Origin of the sequence: Streptomyces sp. CB02980, assembly GCF_014451325.2 — a bacterium.
Classification (GTDB): Bacteria; Actinomycetota; Actinomycetes; order Streptomycetales; family Streptomycetaceae; genus Streptomyces.
Genome location: NZ_JACSCH020000023.1, coordinates 71520 through 89969, shown reverse-complemented (window position 1 = coordinate 89969; position 18450 = coordinate 71520). Strand labels below are relative to the sequence as shown.

The window sequence follows — 18450 nt, the reverse complement described above, 5'->3', positions numbered from 1 at the left end:
GAATGAGATACGGTCTCCGCAAGATCAAACCGAATGGAGAGTTGTGGATCACATCGATCGCGCCCTGCTGGCCCACCTCCAGCAGGACGCCACCCAGCCCTACGCCGCACTGGGCCAGGCCGTGGGCCTCTCGGCCGGGGCGGCCCACGAGCGCGTACGGAAGCTGAGGGAGCGCGGTGCGATCCGCCGCACCACCGTCGAGGTGGACCCGGCGGCGGTGGGCGGTGCCGTCCTGGCGTACGTGATGGTCGACTCGGTCTCGTGGATGGGCGATTCGGCACAGGACTTCGCCGCGCTCCCGGAGATCCTGGAGGCACACGTCATCGCCGGCAGCGCGTCGGTCCTGGTGAAGGTCAGGACGGCGACCACGGAGCAGCTGCAGGACGTGCTGCGCCGTCTCTACGCGATCGACGGGGTCAGCGGAACGCAGGCCACGGTCGTCCTGGAGACCTTCTTCGAGCGGCCGGTCTCCCCGGAGCTCGGCGCCGGGTGAACGAGCAGGGCCCCCGCCCGGGCGTAGTGCCTGGGCGGGGGCCCTCCCCACGTGGGCCGACAGACGAGTCGGGCTGTACGCCGGGTTCTGTCCCCCGGGACCTCGCGGTCGTCGGGGCGACGGCCATCCATCTAGGACCGGCGTTGCCACCGGCCTCCTGCGGTCTACCCGCGGACTCGGGCGAGCAGCCCTCGAACATCCGCGCAGAGACACCGAGGTGTCCCCTCTTGACCTTGCTCCGAGTGGGGTTTACCTAGCCGCCTGAGTCACCTCAGGCGCTGGTGGTCTCTTACACCACCGTTTCACCCTTACCGAGGACCGAAGTCCCCGGCGGTCTGTTTTCTGTGGCACTGTCCCGCGGGTCACCCCGGGTGGCCGTTAGCCACCACCCTGCTCTGTGGAGCCCGGACGTTCCTCGGGAAGATCCGAGGATCTCCACGCGGCCGCCCGCCCGGCTCGTCTGCCGTGCCGACCATGCTACCCGCCGATCAGGAGGCCGACGGCCTCAGAGGAAGTCAGCCGTCTCCAGGTCGAAGCCGAAGGGGGCGGGGAGCGGGAGGGGCTTGCCGAACGGGACGGCGTGCAGTTCGCGGTAGTCGCCGCGTTCCGGGTCGGTGAAGAGCGTCACGGTGGACGTGTCCCGGTCGACCAGCAGGTAGAGCGGGATGCCTCCGCCCGCGTAGCAGCGGCGCTTGGTCTCGCGGTCGGCGTTCGGGCGGGTGGAGGTGACCTCGAGGACCATCGCGACACCGTCACCGGGCATCCAGCAGTCGGCGCCCGCGAACAGGTCGGCCTCGACGGGAGCGAAGGTGAGGTCCGGGATGACGTGGTTCCTCGGCCGCTCCGCCGCACTCGCCGTCTTCAGGCCCTTGTTCCCCGACACGTCCATGTCGATCATCGATTTCCTGATCACCTGCCTCAGGACACGACTGATGTACTTCTCGTGGTCCCCGTCCGGCGGCGGTGTCACGACGATCTCCCCCTCGATCAGCTCCGCGCGGAAGCCCTCCGGCGTGTCCAGCGCCAGGAAGCCCTCCAGCAGGATGTCCGCCTGCGTGAGCGATTCGTTCGGCATGGCAGTCATGTCGTCAGGCTCGGACATCGAGGCACCTGCCGTCCGTCGGATGGGGGTCGTTCCCTCGATCGTGGCACATGATCCGGAAGCGGTCCCGAAGGTGTGGCGGAGCAGGCTTGACCTTGTCGCAGCGTCAGGGTTTCTACTGGGGCCATGCGTATCGGCGAGATCGCCGCGCTGGTCGGGGTCACCCCCCGCGCCGTGCGGCACTACCACCAGTCGGGCCTGCTGCCCGAGCCCGCGCGCCGGGCCAACGGATACCGGGAGTACGGCGTCCGAGACGCCGTCCTGCTCGCCCGTATCCGGCGCCTCACCGAGCTGGGTCTCGGCCTCGACGAGGTACGGGTGGTGCTCGCCGACGACGAGGGGCGCGGGCTCGTCGAGGTGCTGGAGGAGCTCGCGGGGGACCTGGCCCGCCAGGAGGCGGAGATCCGGGCGCGCAGGGAGCGGCTGTCCGCCCTCCTCGACGAGGCCCGGGCCGGGCGGCTGCCCGCCGACGGGCCCCTGTCGCCGGAGCTCACCTCGCTGCTCGTCGGCCTGGGCGAGCTGCCCGAGTCCCCGATGGCGGCGAAGGACCGGCAGATCCTGGCCCTGATGGACGTCGTCGTACCCGAGGAGGAGCGGGCCCGGCTGATGAGCCTGATGGAGGGAGCGGCCGAGCACGCGCGCGAGGTGTACCCGCTGCTCGACGCGCTCTCCGGGGCGGAGGCGGACGACCCCCGGGTCGCCGAGGCCGCGCGGGTGCTCGCCGGCTGCCTGCCGGACGAGCTGGGAGTGGACATGCCGTCCGGGGCGCCGGACGGGGCCGGCTCCCTCGACACCTCCCTCGCGGACGCCCTCTTCGCGGACCTCGCCCCCGCGCAGTCCGCGGCCATCCACCTGGCGATGCGCCTGGTCCGGGAACGACGGGAGCAGAACCGATGACGGGAACCGGAGCGATGACGGGAGCAGAGCCGATGACGGGCCGTAGGAGTGGGGGCGTTCGGCTTCTCCGGCTCGTCGCCTACGTCGTGCTCCCCGCCGAGGTCGTCCTCGCCGTCCTTCTCGTCGGCGGGGTCCGGATACCCGCCGCCGTGTGGGCCGGCGCCGAGCTCCTCGTCGTCGCGCTCGTGCTCGCCGAGGGCCTCTCGTACCTGCGGCTGCGGCGTCGGGGGCTCTCCCGGCGGGAGGCCGTCGCCGAGCTCGTGCCGGAGGCCGTGCTGCGGATCATGGGGCACGAGCTGCGGATCATGGCGAGCCTGGGGCGGTGGGCGGCACGGCGCCCGCACGGGGTCGGGGGTGTCGACGGCGTGTTCCCGCACGCGCGGGACCAGGCGGCGCTCATGTACGGCTTCGCGTTCGTGTGTGTGGTCGAGAGCGTCGGCATGTCGTATCTGCTCGCCGACTGGCCCGTCGTCCACGCGATCGTCCTCGTCCTGGACGTGTACACCGTGCTGTTCGTCCTCGGCCTGCACGCCGCGGCCGTGACCCGCCCGCACACCCTCGCCGGGGACGTCCTGCGGCTCCGCCAGGCCGCGCACGTCGACGTGTCCGTGCCCCTCGGCCGGATCGCGTCCGTCCGGCACGAGCTGGTGTTCTCGCACGAGAAGACCGAGGGGGAGCTGAACCTCGCCGTCGGCTCGCAGACCTCCCTCACCGTCGAGCTGACCGAACCGGTCGACGCGCCCCGGTTCTTCGGCGCGCCCCGGCCCGTACGGCTGATCCGCTTCCACGCCGACGACGCGCGCGCCCTCTACCGCGAGCTCGGCCCGGCCGTCACGCGGGCGCGAACAGAACCTTCGCCGTCCCCGGGTCCGCCTCCGCGAGTCTGACCCGCAGCCACTCCCCCAGCGGCAGGCGGGATTCGCCGCCCTCGATGCGGGCGACGACCGCCGGGTCGTCCAGGTGGACGGTGCCGACGGCCGGTTCGCGTTCCTTCACGTCGATCACGTACGCGTCGAAGATCTCGCCGACCCGTTCCCGCAGCAGCGCCGCCTCGACGATGTCGACGCTCTCGCGCTCCACGGTGTTGGCGCGGCGCGAGCCGTCGGCCATCTCGTCGGGCAGGTCGGGCAGGGCGGCCCGTACCCACTCGGGCGGTTCGTCGCCCGCCACCGCCGCGACGCACAGCTCGCCCGCGTACCGGTCGACGAGGCGGCGCAGGGGCGCGGTGCAGTGGGTGTACTCGTCGGCGACGGCGGCGTGCACGGCCGGGGTGGGGATGTGGCCGTCGGTGAAGACGGTGTAACCGGCGCCCCGGAGCAGGGTGGTGCACTCCTGGAGGAAGGCGGCGTGGCGCGGGTTCGTGGGGTCGGCGGCCCGGACGACGTCGGCGTACGAGACGTGGTGCGGCCAGTCGACGCCGAGGGCCTGCGCGGAGCGGCGCAGGCGGGCGACGGCGCCGTCGGGGGCGGTGGGGAGGGTGCGCAGGATGCCGGTGCCGGCGGCGGTCATGAGGTCGGCGGCGGCCATGCCGGTGAGCAGGGAGATCTGGGCGTTCCAGCCGTCGGCGGGGAGCGGGGCGCGGTAGGCGAGGGAGTAGGTGTGGTCCTGCTCGACGATCTCCTGTTCGGGGACGTTGAGGGAGATCCCGCCGCGTTCGGCTTCGAGGGCTTCGCGGAGGCGTCCGATGTCCCGGAGGAGCGCCACCGGTTCCTCGGCCGTGCCGGTGTCGATCTGCTTCTGCACGGTCGCGTAGTCGAGTTTGGCGCGGCTGCGGACGAGGGCGCGGCGGACGTCGGTGGCGACGCGGCGGCCTTCGGCGTCGAGGTCGATGCGCCAGAGGAGGGCGGGGCGGGGTTCGCCGGGGAGGAGGCTGGCGGCACCCTCGGAGAGGACGGCGGGGTGGAGGGGGACCTTGCCGTCGGGGAAGTAGAGGGTGAGGACGCGCCGGTGGGCCTCGGCGTCGAGGGCGGAGCCGGGGGTGACGAAGGCGGCGACGTCGGCGATGGCGTAGTGGACGCGGTAGCCGCCGTCGGACCTGCGGGCCAGGTGCATGGCCTGGTCGAGGTCGGTGGAGGTCGGCGGGTCGACGGTGAAGAAGGGCAGGTCGGTGGCGTCGTACGCGGGGAGCCGGGGGGCTTTCGCGGCGGCCTCGGCCGCGGCGAGGACGGCGGGCGGGAAGTCCTCGGGGATCGCGAGCTCGGCACGGAGTGCGCGCAGGGCGGCCCGCAGCGGAGCCTCGGCTGCGCCGGTCACGTGAATGTGGCGGCGGGGCATGGACCGAGCGTATGGGGCGGGGAGGGGTGCGGCACCTTGTGCGGAGGGGAGCGGCGCCTCGTACGGACGGGTGCGGCGCCTCGTGCGGAGGGGAGCCGGCGCCGTCTCCGTCCGTGGCCGCCCCCGCTGCCCGTACGGGACAGGGCGCCGTACCTCGTACGCTGGGCTCCTGGGGCCGCACCCCCATCCCCGTACGGACGAAGGAGAACCACCGTGCTCGTGCTGTTGCCGCCCTCCGAGGGCAAGGCCTCCTCGGGGCGCGGGGCGCCGCTCAAGCCGGAGTCGCTGTCCCTGCCGGGGCTCGCGGAGGCGCGGGCGGCGGTCCTGGACGAGCTGGTCGAGCTGTGTGCGGCCGACGAGGAGAAGGCTCGCGGGGTGCTGGGCCTGAGCGAGGGGCTGCGCGGCGAGGTCGCGAAGAACGTGGAGCTGCGGACGGCCGGCGCCCGCCCGGCGGGCGAGGTCTACACGGGCGTCCTGTACGACGCGCTGGGTCTGGCGACCCTGGACGCGGGCGCACGGAAGCGCGCGGGGCGTTCCCTGCTGGTGTTCTCGGGGCTATGGGGTGCGGTGAAGGTGACCGACCGGATCCCGTCGTACCGCTGCTCGATGGGGGTCAAGCTGCCGGGGCTCGGGGCGCTGGGCGGGCACTGGCGGGGCGCGATGGCCTCCGTGCTGCCCGAGGCGGCCGGGGACGGGCTCGTCCTTGACCTGCGCTCGTCGGCGTACGCGTCGGCGTGGAAGCCGAAGGGCGAGGTGGCCGCGCGGACGGCGACGGTGCGGGTGCTGCACGCGCCGACCCGGAAGGTGGTCAGCCACTTCAACAAGGCGACGAAGGGCCGGATCGTCCGGAGCCTGCTGGAGGCGGGGGCGGCTCCGCGTTCGCCGGAGGAGCTGGTGGTGGCGCTGCGGGACCTGGGGTACGTGGTGGAGGAGACCGGGAAGGCCGGGGCGCTCGACGTGCTGGTGGACGAGATCCACTGACCCACTTGGGCATTCATTGCACCCTGCGCAACGCTCGTTGCGCGTGACGCTCGTCGTGGGCAGGATGAAGCCCATGACGAGCGTGTTCGACCTTGCCCCGGAAACCCCCGTCGTCCCCGTCGTGGTGATCGAGGACGCCGCCGACGCCGTCCCTCTCGCCCGCGCCCTCGTCGCCGGCGGGCTGCCACTGATAGAGGTCACCCTCCGCACCCCGGCCGCGCTCGACGCCGTACGCGCCATCGCGGCCGAGGTGCCGGGCGCGGTCGTCGGCGCGGGGACGGTCGTCTCGGCGGCCGGGGTCGCGGACGCGGTCGGCGCCGGGGCGCGGTTCCTGGTCAGCCCCGGGTGGACGGAGCGCCTGCTCGGCGCGATGCGCGACTCGGGCCTGCCATTCCTCCCCGGTGTGTCGACGACCTCGGAGGTCGTGGCCCTGCTCGAACAGGGCGTGGAGGACATGAAGTTCTTCCCGGCCGAGGCGGCGGGCGGCGTCCCGTATCTGAAGTCCCTCGCGGGCCCGCTCCCCCGGGCCCGGTTCTGCCCGACGGGCGGCATCTCGCTCGCCTCCGCCCCCGCCTACCTCTCGCTCCCGAACGTCGGCTGCGTCGGCGGTACGTGGATGCTGCCGCCCGACGCCCTCGCGGCCCGCGACTGGGCGCGGGTGGAGACGCTGGCGCGCGAGGCGGCGGCGCTGCGGGGGCCCGTCAGCGCGCGGTCCCGGTGAACTCCACGCCCAGGTGGTCGGTCACCGGGCGGTAGCCGAGACGCTGATAGAGGGCGTTGCTGGTGGGGTTGGAGAGGTCCGTGAAGAGCAGGACCTGGGTGGCGCCGGTGTCGGCCGCGACCCGGCTGACGGCCTCGGTGGCTCCCGCCGCGTACCCGTTGCCGCGTTCGGCGGGCGGCGTGTAGACGAGGTGGACGCGGGCCTGGCCCTCGATCGTGCGGGAGACGGCGGCCATCGAGACCGCGCGGCCGTCGGGCGTCTCCCAGAGGACGAGGCGGCCTTCGGAGATCCGCTCGGCGACGAAGCCGGTGTAGTCCTCGGCGGGCTCGTCGCCGATGGCCGTCGCGAACTCCCTCGTCCAGGCCGTGACGAGCGGGGTGTCGGTCTCGGTGGCCGTCCGGTGCCGGCCGGCCGGGGCCGGGTCCGGCGGGGTCAGCTCGCCGAGCCGGAAGAGACGCATCCGGACGGCGGGCGTCCAGGGGCGGCCGGAGGCCTGCGCGTACGCCTCCACCGCGGCCGTCTCGCCGCGGACCTCCGTCGGCTCCTCCCCCGCCCGGAAGGCGAGCGCGAGAGCGGCCTCCTCCGTGGTCGCGCCGAGGTCGAGGGCCCCGGACGGGGAGACCGCGAGGACCCCCGTGACCCGGCCGTCGGGCTCGGCCCACCAGCCGAGCCGCTCCGCCCTGTCCATGAGGGTCAGCACGGCGGTGTTACGCGCGGGCTCGGCGGCGAGGTGCGTCCCGGCCGCGGTACGGAAGGCGGCGGTGTCCTCGGTGAAGTGCCAGGTCATGACGGGATGGTGGTACGGGGCCGGGTTCCCGCGCCACCCCCTTGCGGTGCCTCGTCGCCCCCTTTGCGGCGTCCCGCCGCCCTCGCTCCCCCTACCGGAGGTGGGAGGTGTCGTTGAGGAGCCGTACGGACGCGTTGCCGTCGGCGTAGTAGGCGACCGCCGAGATCGAGGCGGCCGCCAGCTCCATCCGGAACAGCGACTCCGGCGGGGCGCCGAGCGCGAGCCGGATCAGGGTCTTGATGGGCGTGACGTGGGTGACGAGGAGGACGGTCCGGCCCGCGTAGGCGGCGGTGAGCCGGTCCCGGGTCGCGGCGACGCGGCGGGCGACGGTCGCGAAGCTCTCGCCTCCGCCGGTGGGCGCGGCCTTCGGCGAGGCGAGCCAGGCGTCGAGGTCCTCGGGGTGTCGCTCCCGGACCTCGCCGAACGTCAGCCCCTCCCAGGCGCCGAAGTCGGTCTCGCGCAGCCCCTGCTCGACGCGGACGTCGAGCCCGAGGCGGCCGGCGACGGCGGCCGCGGTCTGGCGGCAGCGGGTGAGCGGCGAGCTGACGATCTCCTGGATGGTCCCGCGTGCGGCGAGCGCCTCCGCGACGGCCTCGGCCTGCCGGAGTCCGGCCGCCGAGAGCTCGGGATCGGTCCCCCCGCTGCCGGAGAACCGCTTCTCGGGGGTGAGCGCGGTCTCGCCGTGCCGGAGGAGCACGAAGGTGGCGGGCGCGCTCATGTCGGGCCCGGCGGACCAGCCTTGACCGGGGGCGGCAGGGGCGGCGGAGGCCGGCTGCGCGACCGGGGCGGGGGCGGACCCGGTGGGCGCGGGTGCTGCGGCGCTCCCGGTGGCCTCGGACCCGGTGGGCTCGGGTGCTGCGACGCTCCCGTCGCCCTCGGGCCCGGTGGTCTCGGCCGGTGCCCCCGCGGGCGCCGTGTCGGCCTCCGGCGCGTGGGTGCGCGCGGCGCGGCCGGTCGGGGCCGTGGCGCCCGCCTCTGCCTCGAAGTCTCCCGAGGCCGGGGCCGCGAGGGCCTCCTCGGCGGCGAACAGGCCGTCGTCCCGGGCCGTCGGGTGCGCGACGGTGCCGGGCCAGGCGCCCGAGCCCGTTCCCGTACGGCCCTGGCCGAGGTCGCCGGACGTGCCCGCACCCGCCGTGCCCGCACCCGTCGCCAGCGCGGCGCGGGCCCGTGCCGCGCCCGCCGTCGCGTCGCCGGGCGGGCCGGACGGCGCCGGGGGGAGGGTCGCGGCGTTGCGGGCCGCGGCGGTGTCCAGGGCGGCCGTCGAGTCGGACGGCTCCCACTGGCGGCCGCGCTTGCCCGCGTCCATCGCCTCGTTCGCGAGCCGGTCCGCGTGCTTGTTGCGTTCGCGCGGGATCCACTCGTAGCGGACCCGGCCCGCCGGGAAGACCCGGCCCGCCTCGGCCGCGAGCGGCTTCATGTCCGGGTGCTTGATCTTCCAGCGGCCGGACATCTGCTCGACGACCAGCTTGGAGTCCATCCGGACGTGGACGGTGGCGTCGGGGAACAGCGACCGCGCCGCCTTCAGGCCCGCCACCAGGCCCTTGTACTCGGCGACGTTGTTCGTCGCCACGCCGATGTACTCGGCCGCCTCCGCGAGCGTCTCGCCCGTCACCGGATCCAGGACCACGGCGCCGTACCCGGCGGGCCCCGGGTTGCCCCGGGAACCGCCGTCCGCCTCGACGATCACCTCACGCGAAGACGACGACGTCATTACAGGCCGGACTCCGACGTGCGGACGAGGATCCGGCGGCAGTTCTCGCAGCGCAGGACCTCGTCCTTGGCGGCGGCACGGACCTCGTTGACCTCGGTGATGTTGAGCTCGATGTGGCAGCCCTCGCACTTGCGCTGGTACAGCCGGGCCGCGCCGACGCCGCCCTGCTGGACGCGCAGCTTCTCGTACAGCTTCAGGAGGTCCGCCGGGACGGTGCCCGCGACGAGCTCGCGCTCCTTCTCCACGGACGCCTCCTCGGCGTCGAACTCGCCCTCGGCGGCGTCGCGGCGGGCGGTCGCGTCGTCCGTCTTGGCCTGGACGGCGGAGACCCGCTCGGTCAGCTCGGCGAGGCGCTCCTGGACGGACTCGCGGCGCTCCATGACCTCGAGGACGATCTCCTCCAGGTCGCCCTGGCGCTTGGCGAGCGAGACGATCTCGCGCTGGAGGTTCTCCAGGTCCTTCGGGGAGGACACGGCGCCCGAGTCGAGGCGCTGCTGGTCGCGCGTGGCCCGCTGGCGGACCTGGTCGACGTCCTGCTCGGCCTTGGTCTGCTCACGGCCGCAGTCGCTCTCCTCGGTCTGCGCGGCGACGAGCAGGTCACGCAGCTGGGTGAGGTCCTTGTTCAGCGACTCGATCTCGGCGTGCTCGGGCAGCGACCGGCGCTTGTGCGCGAGCTGCTGGAGGCGGACGTCGAGGGCCTGGACGTCGAGGAGGCGGATCTGGTCGGCGGGCGCGGCATTCAGTTGGGGGCTCCAGGGGAGGTGTGGTGGGAGGACCAGGGGTCGGTGACCGTCTTCGAGACGTGGACGCGGAGGTCCCAGCCGTGACGGTCGGAAATCTCGTCGAGCTGGGCGGCGGCCTGCTCGCACCAGGGCCATTCGGTGGCCCAGTGGGCGGCGTCGACCAGGCCCAGGGGTGACTGCTGGGTCGCCTCGGAGACGGGGTGGTGGCGCAGGTCCGCGGTGAGGAAGGCGTCCACGCCGGCGGCTCGTACGGCGTCGAAGAGGCTGTCTCCGGAGCCGCCGCTGACGGCGACGCGGCGCACGGTCATGCCGGGGTCGCCCGCGACCCGGATGCCCTGCGCGGTGGCGGGCAGCCGCTTCGCCGCGCGGGCGGCGAACTCGGCGAGGGTCTCGGGGTGGTCCAGCTCGCAGATCCGGCCGAGGTTGTTCTCGGGCACGAGGGGGCCGGTGACCCGGAGGTCGAGCGCGCCGGCGAGGGCGTCGGAGACGCCGGGGTCGGCGGTGTCGGCGTTGGTGTGCGCGACGTGGAGGGCGATGTCGTGCTTGATGAGGCGGTGCACGACACGGCCCTTGAAGTGGCCGGCCGCGACGGTCGTCGTCCCGCGCAGATAGAGCGGGTGGTGGGTGACGATCAGGTCGGCACCCAGGGCGATCGCCTCGTCGGCGATCTCCGCTACCGGGTCGACGGCGAAGAGCACACGGGTGACCTCGGCGTCGGGGTCACCGCAGACGGTGCCGACGGCGTCCCACGACTCGGCCCGCTCTGGCGGCCAGAGGGCGTCGAGCGCGGCGATGACTTCAGACAGACGGGGCACGAGGAAAGGCTACCTGGCTCGCCTTCGCGGCTGGTACCGCCGCCGTCGCGGTGCCGACGGCGGGCGGTCCCCGGCGCCGTCGGCCGGCGTCGGGGGCCGCTCGTTCACCGTCTGCCCGTCGAGGTGGCCGCGCTACTTGACGAGGTGGCCGCGCAGGTCGTCGAGGACCATGTCCGCGGCCGTCACGCCGAGGCCCAGGTACCAGGTCTCGTCCGGGACGTCCTCGGCCTGGCCGGCCTTGACGGCCTTGAGGTTCTTCCAGAGCGGGTTGGCCTGGGCGGTGTCCTTCTTGGTGGCCTTGGCCTCGCCGTACACGCCGGTGAAGATCCAGTCGCCATCGGCCTCGTCGATCTTCTCCGGGCTGATCTCGGCCGCGAGGTCGTTGATCTGCTGGTTCTCGGGCCGCGGCAGGCCGGTGTCCTCGAGGATGGTGCCGATGAACGACGCCTTCGCGTACAGGCGGATCTTGCCGGGGAGGTAGCGGACCATCGAGACGGTCGGCTTGTTCGGGCCGATGTCCGTGCCGAGCTGCTCGGCCTTGGTCTCGTACGCGGCGAGCTTCTCCTTGGCCTCGGCGGTCTTGTCGAGCGCGGCGGCGTTGAGGAGGTAGTTCTCCTTCCAGGTGAAGCCCGGGCGGATGGAGAACACGGTCGGCGCGATCTTCGACAGCTCGTCGTACTTGTCCGCGGCACGCAGCTGGCTGCCGAGGATCAGGTCGGGCTGGAGGTTGGCGATGGCCTCGAGGTTGAGGTTGTTGATCGTGCCGACGGACTTCGGGGTGCCGGCGTCCTTCTGGAGGTAGGCCGGGATGCCGTCGTCGCCTTCGGCGGGGGCGTAGCCGACGGGCTTGACGCCGAGGGAGACGACGTTGTCGAACTCGCCGACGTCGAGGACGACGACCCGCTTCGGGGCGGCCGGCAGCTCGGTCTTGCCGAGGGCGTGCGTGAGGGTGCGCGGGAACTGGCCGGCCTTGGCGTCCGTGCCCATGGCCGCGGTCTTCGCGGCGGCGTCGCCGAAGTCCTTGCCGCCGGTGGCGACGTCCTTCTTCTTGCTCGTGTCCTCCTTCTTGGAGGCGTCGGATCCTCCGTCGCCTCCTCCGCAGGCCGCGAGCGAGAGCGCGGCGGCGAGGGCGACGACGGCGGCGGTGCCGCGGCGGCGGAGGGACATGAGAAGGCTCCTGTACGTGTCCTGGCGGGGAGACGGGCGCGACCGGGCCGGAGTGGTGGGGGCTCCGTCCGGGGTGACCGGCCGGAGCCGCAGATTCCGTCCGGAGCGGGCCGGGCGGAGCCACAGCCTCCGTTTAGGTTCGCCTTACCTTACTCATCACGGGCAACTCCAGCACACCCGCCCCCCACCCCTCAGCCGAACCGCCGCACAGCCACCCTTATGTGTGAAGTGACCCTGCTCGTGTTGTTCGGCTGGAAGTGCGAAAACTAGCTTCGTGGCCGGAGGTGACGAGTCGATGACAGCGTGTGCCATCGAGACCGCGGCCGAGGACGACGGCCGCGACGGGGAGCACCCCGGCCGCGGCGCCCGGCCGGCGGAGTTCACTACGGGTCTCACGATCACGGCGAACGGCGCGTACGCCGCCAGGCTCGCGGGCGACGGGGACGCCCTGTACGTGGAGCGGTGGACGCTCGACGGCCCGGAGCCGTACGCCGTCCCGCTCCCCCTCGACCAGCCGGAGGAGCCCGGCACCCAGCTGCTGCCCCTGGCCGACGGCCGGGTCCTGGTCGCCCGCCGCGTGGACGGGCGGCGGAACACGTTCTCGCTGCTCTACCCCACGGGCCCGGCCACCGGGGAGCTCCGGCTCGGCGCCGTGGAGGCCCCGGGCTCCGAGCACCTGGTGCTGCTGCCGCCCTCGCCGGACGGCATCTGCGCGTACGCCATGTGCGTCGGCCCCGACACGACCACGCTGTGGCTGGTCGCGGGCGGGGCCTTCGGTCCCGAGCAGGTGGCGGAGGTCAAGGGCCGGTGCGCGGGCGGGGTGTGGCTCGACCGTACGGGCCGGATGCTCGCGCTCGACCGGCGGCTCGACGACGGGCCGCTGAAGGCGGTCGCCGTCGATCTGGAGCGGGGCGGGGAGGTGACGCCGCTGCTGCAGATCACCGAGGACAGCAACGACCGGCTGCTCCTCGCGGACCCGGACAGCGGGCTGCTCCTGATCCGTTCCGACGCGCCGTCACCGGGGCACGACCGGCTGGGCTGGGGTGTCCTCGGCAGTCTGCTGCCGGTGCGCTTCCCGGAGTGCCTGCGGCTCGACGACGCGGCGGTGACGCCGTTCGCCGTCCAGCCGGGGCAGGTCCTGATGCCCGAGACCTGTGCGGTCGCGCTGCGGATCGACGCGGCGGGCGGCAGCTGGGTGGGGACGTGGCAGCCGATCGCCCGCCGGATGGGCCAACTGGCCGCACCCGTGGGGTGGCTGGCCGGGGCCGGCCTGTGGACGGCCGGGGGCGTGCTCCGGCTGCCGTACGCGACGGCCGGGGCGCCCTGCGGTCTTGCGGACGTGGAGGCGCCGCCGGAGCCGGGACCCGATGCGGTCGCGGCGGCGGCCTCGGCGGTTGCTTCGACGGGGGCCCCGGAGGGGGCGGACGCAGGCGCCGAGGAGCCCCGGGTGTGCCGTCCCGTGCCGTTGCAGCAGGCTCCCCTCACGGACGGGAAACCCGCTGGCTAGACTCTCGGGCTGCACAGCACGACCGATGTCAACGGGGTGAGTTCGACCATGTCGGAGAACAGCACGACCGGGCAGGAGCCGAACGGCTCCGGCAAGCACCGCGGGGACGCCGCACCGACGGAGGACTCCGCGTCCTCCCCGCACGGCCGCCACCGCCGCGAGCCCGTCTCGCAGTAACGAGAAGTACCAGGTGGGACGAAGGGCCCCGGGTCACCCCGGGGCCCTTCGTCTTCCCCACCGTCCCCCGGCCGAGCCGCACCCCGGCCGGTGGTCGCCCCCCCCGGGCCTCAGTCTTTCTTCAGGCCGAGGACCTCCGACGCCGCGAAGGTCTCGCCCGCCGGGCGGGACGCGTAGTGCGGGGTCAGGAGGCCGTCCAGTTCCTCGTACGTGAACGCCTCCTTGGCCGTGTCGAACTTGGCCGCCACCCGCGGCCGGTCCACGATCGCGACCATCCCGCCGTGCACGACGAGCAGTTGGCCGTTGACCCCGGCCGCCGCCGGGGAGGCGAGGTAGCCGACGAGTGGCGCCACGTGCTCCGGGGACAGCGGGTCGAGGTCGCCCTCGGCCGTCGGCCCGGCGCCCCCCTTGTTCGCTGGAATGGCCGCGAACACGTCCTCGGTCATCCTGGTGCGCGCCCGCGGGCAGATGGCGTTCGCCGTCACCCCGTACCGGGCGAGCGCGAGCGCCGTCGACGTCGTCAGGCCCACGATCCCGCCCTTGGCGGCCGCGTAGTTCGGCTGGCCGGCCGAGCCGGCGAGGAAGGCCTCGGAGGAGGTGTTGACGATCCGGCCGTACACGCCGGTCTCCCCCGCCTTCGCCCGGCTCCTCCAGTGCACCGCCGCGAAGTGCGTGGTGTTGAAGTGGCCTTTGAGGTGGACGCGTATGACCGAGTCCCACTCCTCCTCGCTCATCGAGAAGACCATCCGGTCGCGCAGGATGCCCGCGTTGTTGACCAGGACGTCCAGCTTGCCGAACTCGGCCACGGCCAGGTCGACCAGGGCCCGTGCCGTCTCGAAGTCGGCGATGTCGCCGAGGTGCGCGACCGCCCTGCCGCCCGTCGCGCGGATCTCCGCGGCGACCTCCTCGGCGGGCGCGGCGGAGGCCGCGCCCGAGCCGTCGCGCCCCGGCTGCCCGTAGTCGTTGACGACGACGGCAGCTCCGAGCCGGGCCAGTTCCAGGGCCTCGGCGCGGCCGAGTCCCCGGCCGGCGCCGGTGACGATCGCGCTCAGGCCCTCAAGAGGGAGTGACATGTGTCGCGGTCCTCTCAGATCTCGATGCGGGTACGGGTCAGATCTCGATGCAGGTGCGGAGCGCGGCACCCGTCCGCATCTGCTCCAGGGCCTCGTTGATGCCCGCGAGGGGTACGCGGTGGGTGATGAGCGACTCCAGGTCGATGCGGCCTGCCCGCCAGAGCGCGATGGCCCGCTCGTAGGAGCGGAGCACGTCGCCGCCGCCGTACATGGAGGGCAGGATCCGCTTCTCGTCGAAGAACAGCTCGAACATGTTGAGCTGGAGGTTGTCGTCCATCGCGCCCGCGCCGACGACGCAGAGGGTGCCGCCGCGCCGGGTGTTCTCGTACGCGGTGCGGGCGGTGGCGGACTTGCCGACGACCTCGAAGACGTAGTCGAAGCCCTCGCCCGCGGTGATCCGCTGCTTGGCGTCGGCGAGCGCGTCCGGGGCGACCGCCTCGGTGGCGCCGAAGCGCAGCGCGGCCTCGCGGCGCGACTCGACGGGGTCGACGGCGACGATCTGGGCGGCGCCCTGGAGCTTGGCGCCCTGGATCGCGGAGATGCCGACGCCTCCGCAGCCGATGACGGCGACCGACGAACCGGCCTCCACCTTGGCCGTGTTGATGGCGGCGCCGAGCCCGGTGGTGACGCCGCAGCCGATGAGGGCGGCGATGCCGAAGGGCACGTCGTCGGGGATCGGGACGGCGCAGCCCGCGTCGACGACGACCTCCTCGGTGAAGGTGCCGGTGCCGGCGAAGCCGAACACGTCGCCGCCGGGGCGCTTGAAGTTGGGCGTGCCGGCGTTCATGAACCCGGCCAGGCAGAGCTGGGTCTGCCCGCGCCTGCAGGCGGGACAGCTGCCGCAGGCGGGCAGCCAGCAGAGCAGCACCCGCTGGCCCTGGGTGAGTCCGGTGACGCCGTCGCCGACGTCGAGTATCTCGCCCGCGCCCTCGTGGCCGGGGATGAAGGGGGCGGGCTGCGGGAGGACGCCGCTCATCGCGGAGACGTCGGAGTGGCAGAGACCGGTGGCCCTGACCCGGATCTTCACCTTGCCGGGGCCGAAGCCCACCGCCTCGACGTCGTCGACGACTTCGAGCTTGTCCTGGCCGATCTCGTGCAGTACGGCTGCGCGCATGGTGCGGCTCCAATCAGGCGATCAGGCGTGTTCGACGAGGGTGTCGGCGAGGACCGGGGCGTCGTCGCGCTCCACGGCCGTCACCGCCACCTGGACGCGGCCGTCCCCGGCCCACATCCGGATGCGCAGGGTCTCGCCGGGGAAGACGATCCCGGCGAAGCGCGTGCGGTACGAGCGGACCCGGGCGACGTCCCCGCCGAGCACCGTGTCCACGACCGCCTTGAGGGTCATGCCGTACGAGCAGAGCCCGTGCAGGATCGGCCGGTCGAAGCCGGCGAGCTTGGCGAACTCGGGGTCGGCGTGGAGCGGGTTCCAGTCGCCGGAGAGCCGGTAGAGCAGGGCCTGTTCCTCGCGGATCGGCCGTTCGACGGTGGCGTCGGGCTCGCGGTCGGGGAGCGCGAGGCGCTCGGAGGGGCCGCGGTCGCCGCCCCAGCCGCCTTCCCCGCGGACGAAGATCTGGGCGTCGCTGGTCCAGAGCGGGCCGTCGGCGTCGGAGGCCTCGGAGCGCAGGACGAGGACGGCGGCCTTGCCCTTGTCGTACACGGCGGCGACGCGGGAGGTGGAGAGGGCGCGGCCGGTGACGGGGACGGGGCGGTGCAGGGTGACCGTCTGACCGCCGTGCAGGACGGCGGCGAGGTCGATGTCGATGCCGGGGGCGGAGAGCCCGCCGACGACGCCCATGCCGGCGCCCGCGACGGTCGCGAAGCTGGGCAGGACGTGGAGCTTGGATTCGAGGGTGTAGCGGAGCTCGTCGGGGTCGGTCGCCGGGCTGTGCTTGCCTTGAAACGAGCCGGCGCCGAGTCCCAGGTGGTAGAGCTGGACGTCCTTGTGGTCCCAGGAGATCTCGGCGCTGCGGGGTTCGGCGGCGACGGCCTTGGCGGGGTCGATGGGCATCGGGCTGCTGCTCCTCGTGGCGGTGAAGACCTCGGCACGGCCGTCCGCACCGTCGGCCGCACCGAGGCCGTGCGGGGACCGTCCCGTACGCGGCCGTTCTAGAACGCGTTCTAGGTCGGTGGTCCCCATGTATAGCCCAGCCGGAGAGAGTTGGGAACCCTCCCGGCACCCGTCACCTGACGGTACGTCAGAGATGGCCGGGGCGCAGCTCCCAGGACATTTGTCACGGCCAGGACCGTACGTACGCGCCTGCCGCCGAAGGGCCCCGGATTCGTACCGTCGTCCTCATGACAAGGGACCTCATGACCAGGGACACGGACGAACCGGCGGTCGCCTTTCGCGACGCGGCCAAGGCCTTCGGCGCCGTCCGCGCCGTCGACGGGTTCGACCTCACCGTCCGGCGCGGCGAGACGGTGGCCCTGCTCGGCCGCAACGGCGCCGGGAAGTCGACGGCCATCGCACTGCTCCTCGGCCTCGACGAGCCCGACGGCGGCCGCGTCGAACTCTTCGGCGCCACACCGGACCGCGCCGTCGCCGCCGGCCGGGTCGGCGCGATGCTGCAGGAGGGCCGGCCGGTCCCCCGCGTCACGGTCCACGAGCTGGTCGCCTTCGTCGCCCGGACCTACCCGGCGCCGATGCCGGTCGCGGAGGCACTGGCGCTCGCCGGGCTCGGCGAGCTCGCGGACCGCCGGGTCGACCGGCTGTCGGGCGGCCAGACCCAGCGGGTCCGGTTCGCCGTCGCCCTGGTCGGGAACCCGGAGCTGATCGTCCTGGACGAACCGACGGCCGCACTCGACGTCGAGGCGCGCCAGGAGTTCTGGGACTCGATGCGGGGCTACGCACGCCGGGGCAACACCGTCCTCTTCTCCACCCACTACCTGGAGGAGGCCGACGCGTACGCCGACCGGATCGTCGTCCTCGACTCCGGCCGGATCGTCGCCGCCGGTACGAGCGAGGAGCTCAAGCGGGCCGCCGGCGGACACCTGGTCTCCTTCGACCTGGCGGGCGGCCCGACGGAGTGGCTCGGCCTGCTGCCCGGCGTCAGCTCGTACGAGGTGCGGGGCGACCGTGCCCGGCTGCGTACCGGGGACTCCGACGGGACCGTACGGGCGCTGGCGGAGCGGGACGCGGTCAGAGGCCTCGAAGTCACCCCGGTCTCCCTGAACGACGCCTTCCTCGCCCTCACGCAGGGCGCCCTCACCACCTTGGAGACGGTCCGATGATCACCGCGTACGTACGCCTGGAAGTGCGCAGGACCCTGCGCGACGCCGGTTTCGTCATCTCGACGATCGGTGTGCCGGTGATGATGTACCTCCTCTTCACCAACCTCGGCGGCGGGGACGACGGCGCGTACAAGAAGGCCGCGATGGTCGGGATGGCGGCGTACGGGGCGCTCGGCGCCGCGCTCTCCCTCGGTACGGGCGTGGCCGAGGACAAGTCCACGGGCTGGCTGCGGCAGCTGCGGATCACGCCCATGACGCCCCGGCAGGTGGTGGCGGGCCGTGCCCTGACCGGTTCGGTCGTCGTGCTGCCGGCCATCACGGGGGTTCTGGTGGCGGGCGGTCTGGCCAACGGCGTGCGCATGGCGGCCTGGCAGTGGGGCGCCGTCGCCGTCACGCTCTGGCTCGGCTCGCTCCCGTTCACCCTGCTCGGTCTCGGCAACGGCTACCGGCTCACGGCGCAGACGACCGGGGTCGTGAACGTCGCCTGCAATCTGGGGCTCGCGGTGGTCGGCGGGCTGTGGTTCCCTGTCGTGCTCTTCCCCGACTGGCTCCGCACGGTCTCGGAGTTCACGCCGACGAACCGTTTCGCCGAGCTGGGCGTGGCGGTGTCGGAGGGGACGGCGCCGGGGGCGGCGACCCTGGCGGTACTGCTCGGGTGGGCGGCGCTCTTCGGCACGTACGCGGCGGTCTCGTACCGTCGTTCGGCGAGAACGGCCTGAGGGGGCGTGACGGGCATGAGGGACATGACGGGGGCGGGCGCGCACGTGAGGA

Annotated in this window: 19 protein-coding genes and 1 other RNA gene; 9 read left to right on the top strand and 11 right to left on the bottom strand. The window is 73.5% G+C overall.

The window, feature by feature from the left end:
* The first annotated feature begins 43 nt into the window (after positions 1-43).
* Positions 44-493 (top strand): Lrp/AsnC family transcriptional regulator, encoded by a 450-nt coding sequence (locus E0F75_RS34820; protein ID WP_229314976.1) that lies wholly within the window; start codon positions 44-46, stop codon positions 491-493.
* 60 nt (positions 494-553) lie between these two features.
* Here the strand turns inward: E0F75_RS34820 and rnpB are convergent.
* Positions 554-952: RNase P RNA component class A (rnpB, locus tag E0F75_RS34815), an RNA gene on the bottom strand.
* Between the two features lie 46 nt (positions 953-998).
* The gene (locus E0F75_RS34810) at positions 999-1577 is read right to left on the bottom strand and encodes a Uma2 family endonuclease (protein WP_229314975.1); all 579 of its coding nucleotides are present in this window, start codon (positions 1575-1577) and stop codon (positions 999-1001) included.
* A 144-nt stretch (positions 1578-1721) separates the two neighbouring features.
* Here E0F75_RS34810 and E0F75_RS34805 point away from each other — a divergent pair, with 144 nt between their 5' ends.
* Both E0F75_RS34805 and E0F75_RS34800 read left to right on the top strand, forming a co-directional pair.
* Entirely contained in the window at positions 1722-2492 is a 771-nt protein-coding gene (locus E0F75_RS34805; protein WP_229314974.1) for a MerR family transcriptional regulator, read from the top strand.
* 32 nt (positions 2493-2524) lie between these two features.
* Positions 2525-3379, top strand: a complete 855-nt coding sequence (locus E0F75_RS34800; protein WP_229314973.1) for a hypothetical protein — start codon at positions 2525-2527, stop codon at positions 3377-3379.
* Here the strand turns inward: E0F75_RS34800 and E0F75_RS34795 are convergent.
* Positions 3324-4766: an RNB domain-containing ribonuclease gene (locus E0F75_RS34795; RefSeq protein WP_229314972.1), complete on the bottom strand. Its 1443-nt coding sequence runs from the start codon at positions 4764-4766 to the stop codon at positions 3324-3326. The genes E0F75_RS34800 and E0F75_RS34795 overlap by 56 nt on opposite strands.
* Before the next feature lie 213 nt (positions 4767-4979).
* Here E0F75_RS34795 and yaaA point away from each other — a divergent pair, with 213 nt between their 5' ends.
* Together yaaA and eda are read left to right on the top strand one after the other, a co-directional pair.
* The gene (gene yaaA, locus E0F75_RS34790) at positions 4980-5747 is read left to right on the top strand and encodes a peroxide stress protein YaaA (RefSeq protein ID WP_229314971.1); all 768 of its coding nucleotides are present in this window, start codon (positions 4980-4982) and stop codon (positions 5745-5747) included.
* A gap of 73 nt (positions 5748-5820) precedes the next feature.
* A complete protein-coding gene (gene eda, locus E0F75_RS34785; protein ID WP_229314970.1) occupies positions 5821-6468 on the top strand; it encodes a bifunctional 4-hydroxy-2-oxoglutarate aldolase/2-dehydro-3-deoxy-phosphogluconate aldolase in 648 nt (215 codons plus the stop codon).
* Here eda and E0F75_RS34780 read toward each other — a convergent pair.
* From E0F75_RS34780 to E0F75_RS34760, 5 genes are all read right to left on the bottom strand, one after another.
* Entirely contained in the window at positions 6449-7255 is an 807-nt protein-coding gene (locus E0F75_RS34780; protein WP_229314969.1) for a GNAT family N-acetyltransferase, read from the bottom strand. The genes eda and E0F75_RS34780 overlap by 20 nt on opposite strands.
* Positions 7256-7346: 91 nt before the next feature.
* Complete coding sequence (locus E0F75_RS34775) at positions 7347-8966, bottom strand: bifunctional RNase H/acid phosphatase (RefSeq protein ID WP_229314968.1); 1620 nt, start codon at positions 8964-8966, stop codon at positions 7347-7349.
* Entirely contained in the window at positions 8966-9709 is a 744-nt protein-coding gene (locus E0F75_RS34770) for a zinc ribbon domain-containing protein (RefSeq protein WP_229315015.1), read from the bottom strand. Before E0F75_RS34770 ends, E0F75_RS34775 begins: the two co-directional genes overlap by 1 nt.
* Positions 9706-10524, bottom strand: a complete 819-nt coding sequence (locus E0F75_RS34765) for a Nif3-like dinuclear metal center hexameric protein (protein WP_229314967.1) — start codon at positions 10522-10524, stop codon at positions 9706-9708. Before E0F75_RS34765 ends, E0F75_RS34770 begins: the two co-directional genes overlap by 4 nt.
* A gap of 132 nt (positions 10525-10656) precedes the next feature.
* Entirely contained in the window at positions 10657-11691 is a 1035-nt protein-coding gene (locus E0F75_RS34760) for an ABC transporter substrate-binding protein (protein ID WP_229314966.1), read from the bottom strand.
* A 295-nt stretch (positions 11692-11986) separates the two neighbouring features.
* Between E0F75_RS34760 and E0F75_RS34755 the strand changes: the two genes are divergently transcribed.
* Positions 11987-13198: a hypothetical protein gene (locus tag E0F75_RS34755; RefSeq protein ID WP_229314965.1), complete on the top strand. Its 1212-nt coding sequence runs from the start codon at positions 11987-11989 to the stop codon at positions 13196-13198.
* 48 nt (positions 13199-13246) lie between these two features.
* On the top strand, positions 13247-13375 hold the full coding sequence (locus tag E0F75_RS40185) for a hypothetical protein (RefSeq protein ID WP_267499917.1): 129 nt from the start codon (positions 13247-13249) through the stop codon (positions 13373-13375).
* Between the two features lie 110 nt (positions 13376-13485).
* Here the strand turns inward: E0F75_RS40185 and E0F75_RS34750 are convergent, their stop codons facing one another.
* The 3 genes from E0F75_RS34750 to E0F75_RS34740 are packed head-to-tail and all read right to left on the bottom strand — an operon-like array spanning position 13486 to position 16456.
* Positions 13486-14448, bottom strand: a complete 963-nt coding sequence (locus E0F75_RS34750) for a 3-oxoacyl-ACP reductase (RefSeq protein WP_229314964.1) — start codon at positions 14446-14448, stop codon at positions 13486-13488.
* Between the two features lie 37 nt (positions 14449-14485).
* Positions 14486-15562, bottom strand: coding sequence for a Zn-dependent alcohol dehydrogenase (locus E0F75_RS34745; RefSeq protein WP_229314963.1), 1077 nt, complete (start codon positions 15560-15562; stop codon positions 14486-14488).
* A 21-nt stretch (positions 15563-15583) separates the two neighbouring features.
* Positions 15584-16456, bottom strand: coding sequence for a MaoC/PaaZ C-terminal domain-containing protein (locus E0F75_RS34740; RefSeq protein WP_229314962.1), 873 nt, complete (start codon positions 16454-16456; stop codon positions 15584-15586).
* A 287-nt stretch (positions 16457-16743) separates the two neighbouring features.
* On the opposite strand from E0F75_RS34740, the gene E0F75_RS34735 reads away from it, so the two are divergent.
* Both E0F75_RS34735 and E0F75_RS34730 read left to right on the top strand, forming a co-directional pair.
* Complete coding sequence (locus tag E0F75_RS34735; protein ID WP_374115486.1) at positions 16744-17679, top strand: ATP-binding cassette domain-containing protein; 936 nt, start codon at positions 16744-16746, stop codon at positions 17677-17679.
* Positions 17676-18398 (top strand): ABC transporter permease, encoded by a 723-nt coding sequence (locus E0F75_RS34730; RefSeq protein WP_229314961.1) that lies wholly within the window; start codon positions 17676-17678, stop codon positions 18396-18398. Before E0F75_RS34735 ends, E0F75_RS34730 begins: the two co-directional genes overlap by 4 nt.
* Positions 18399-18450: the final 52 nt, after the last annotated feature.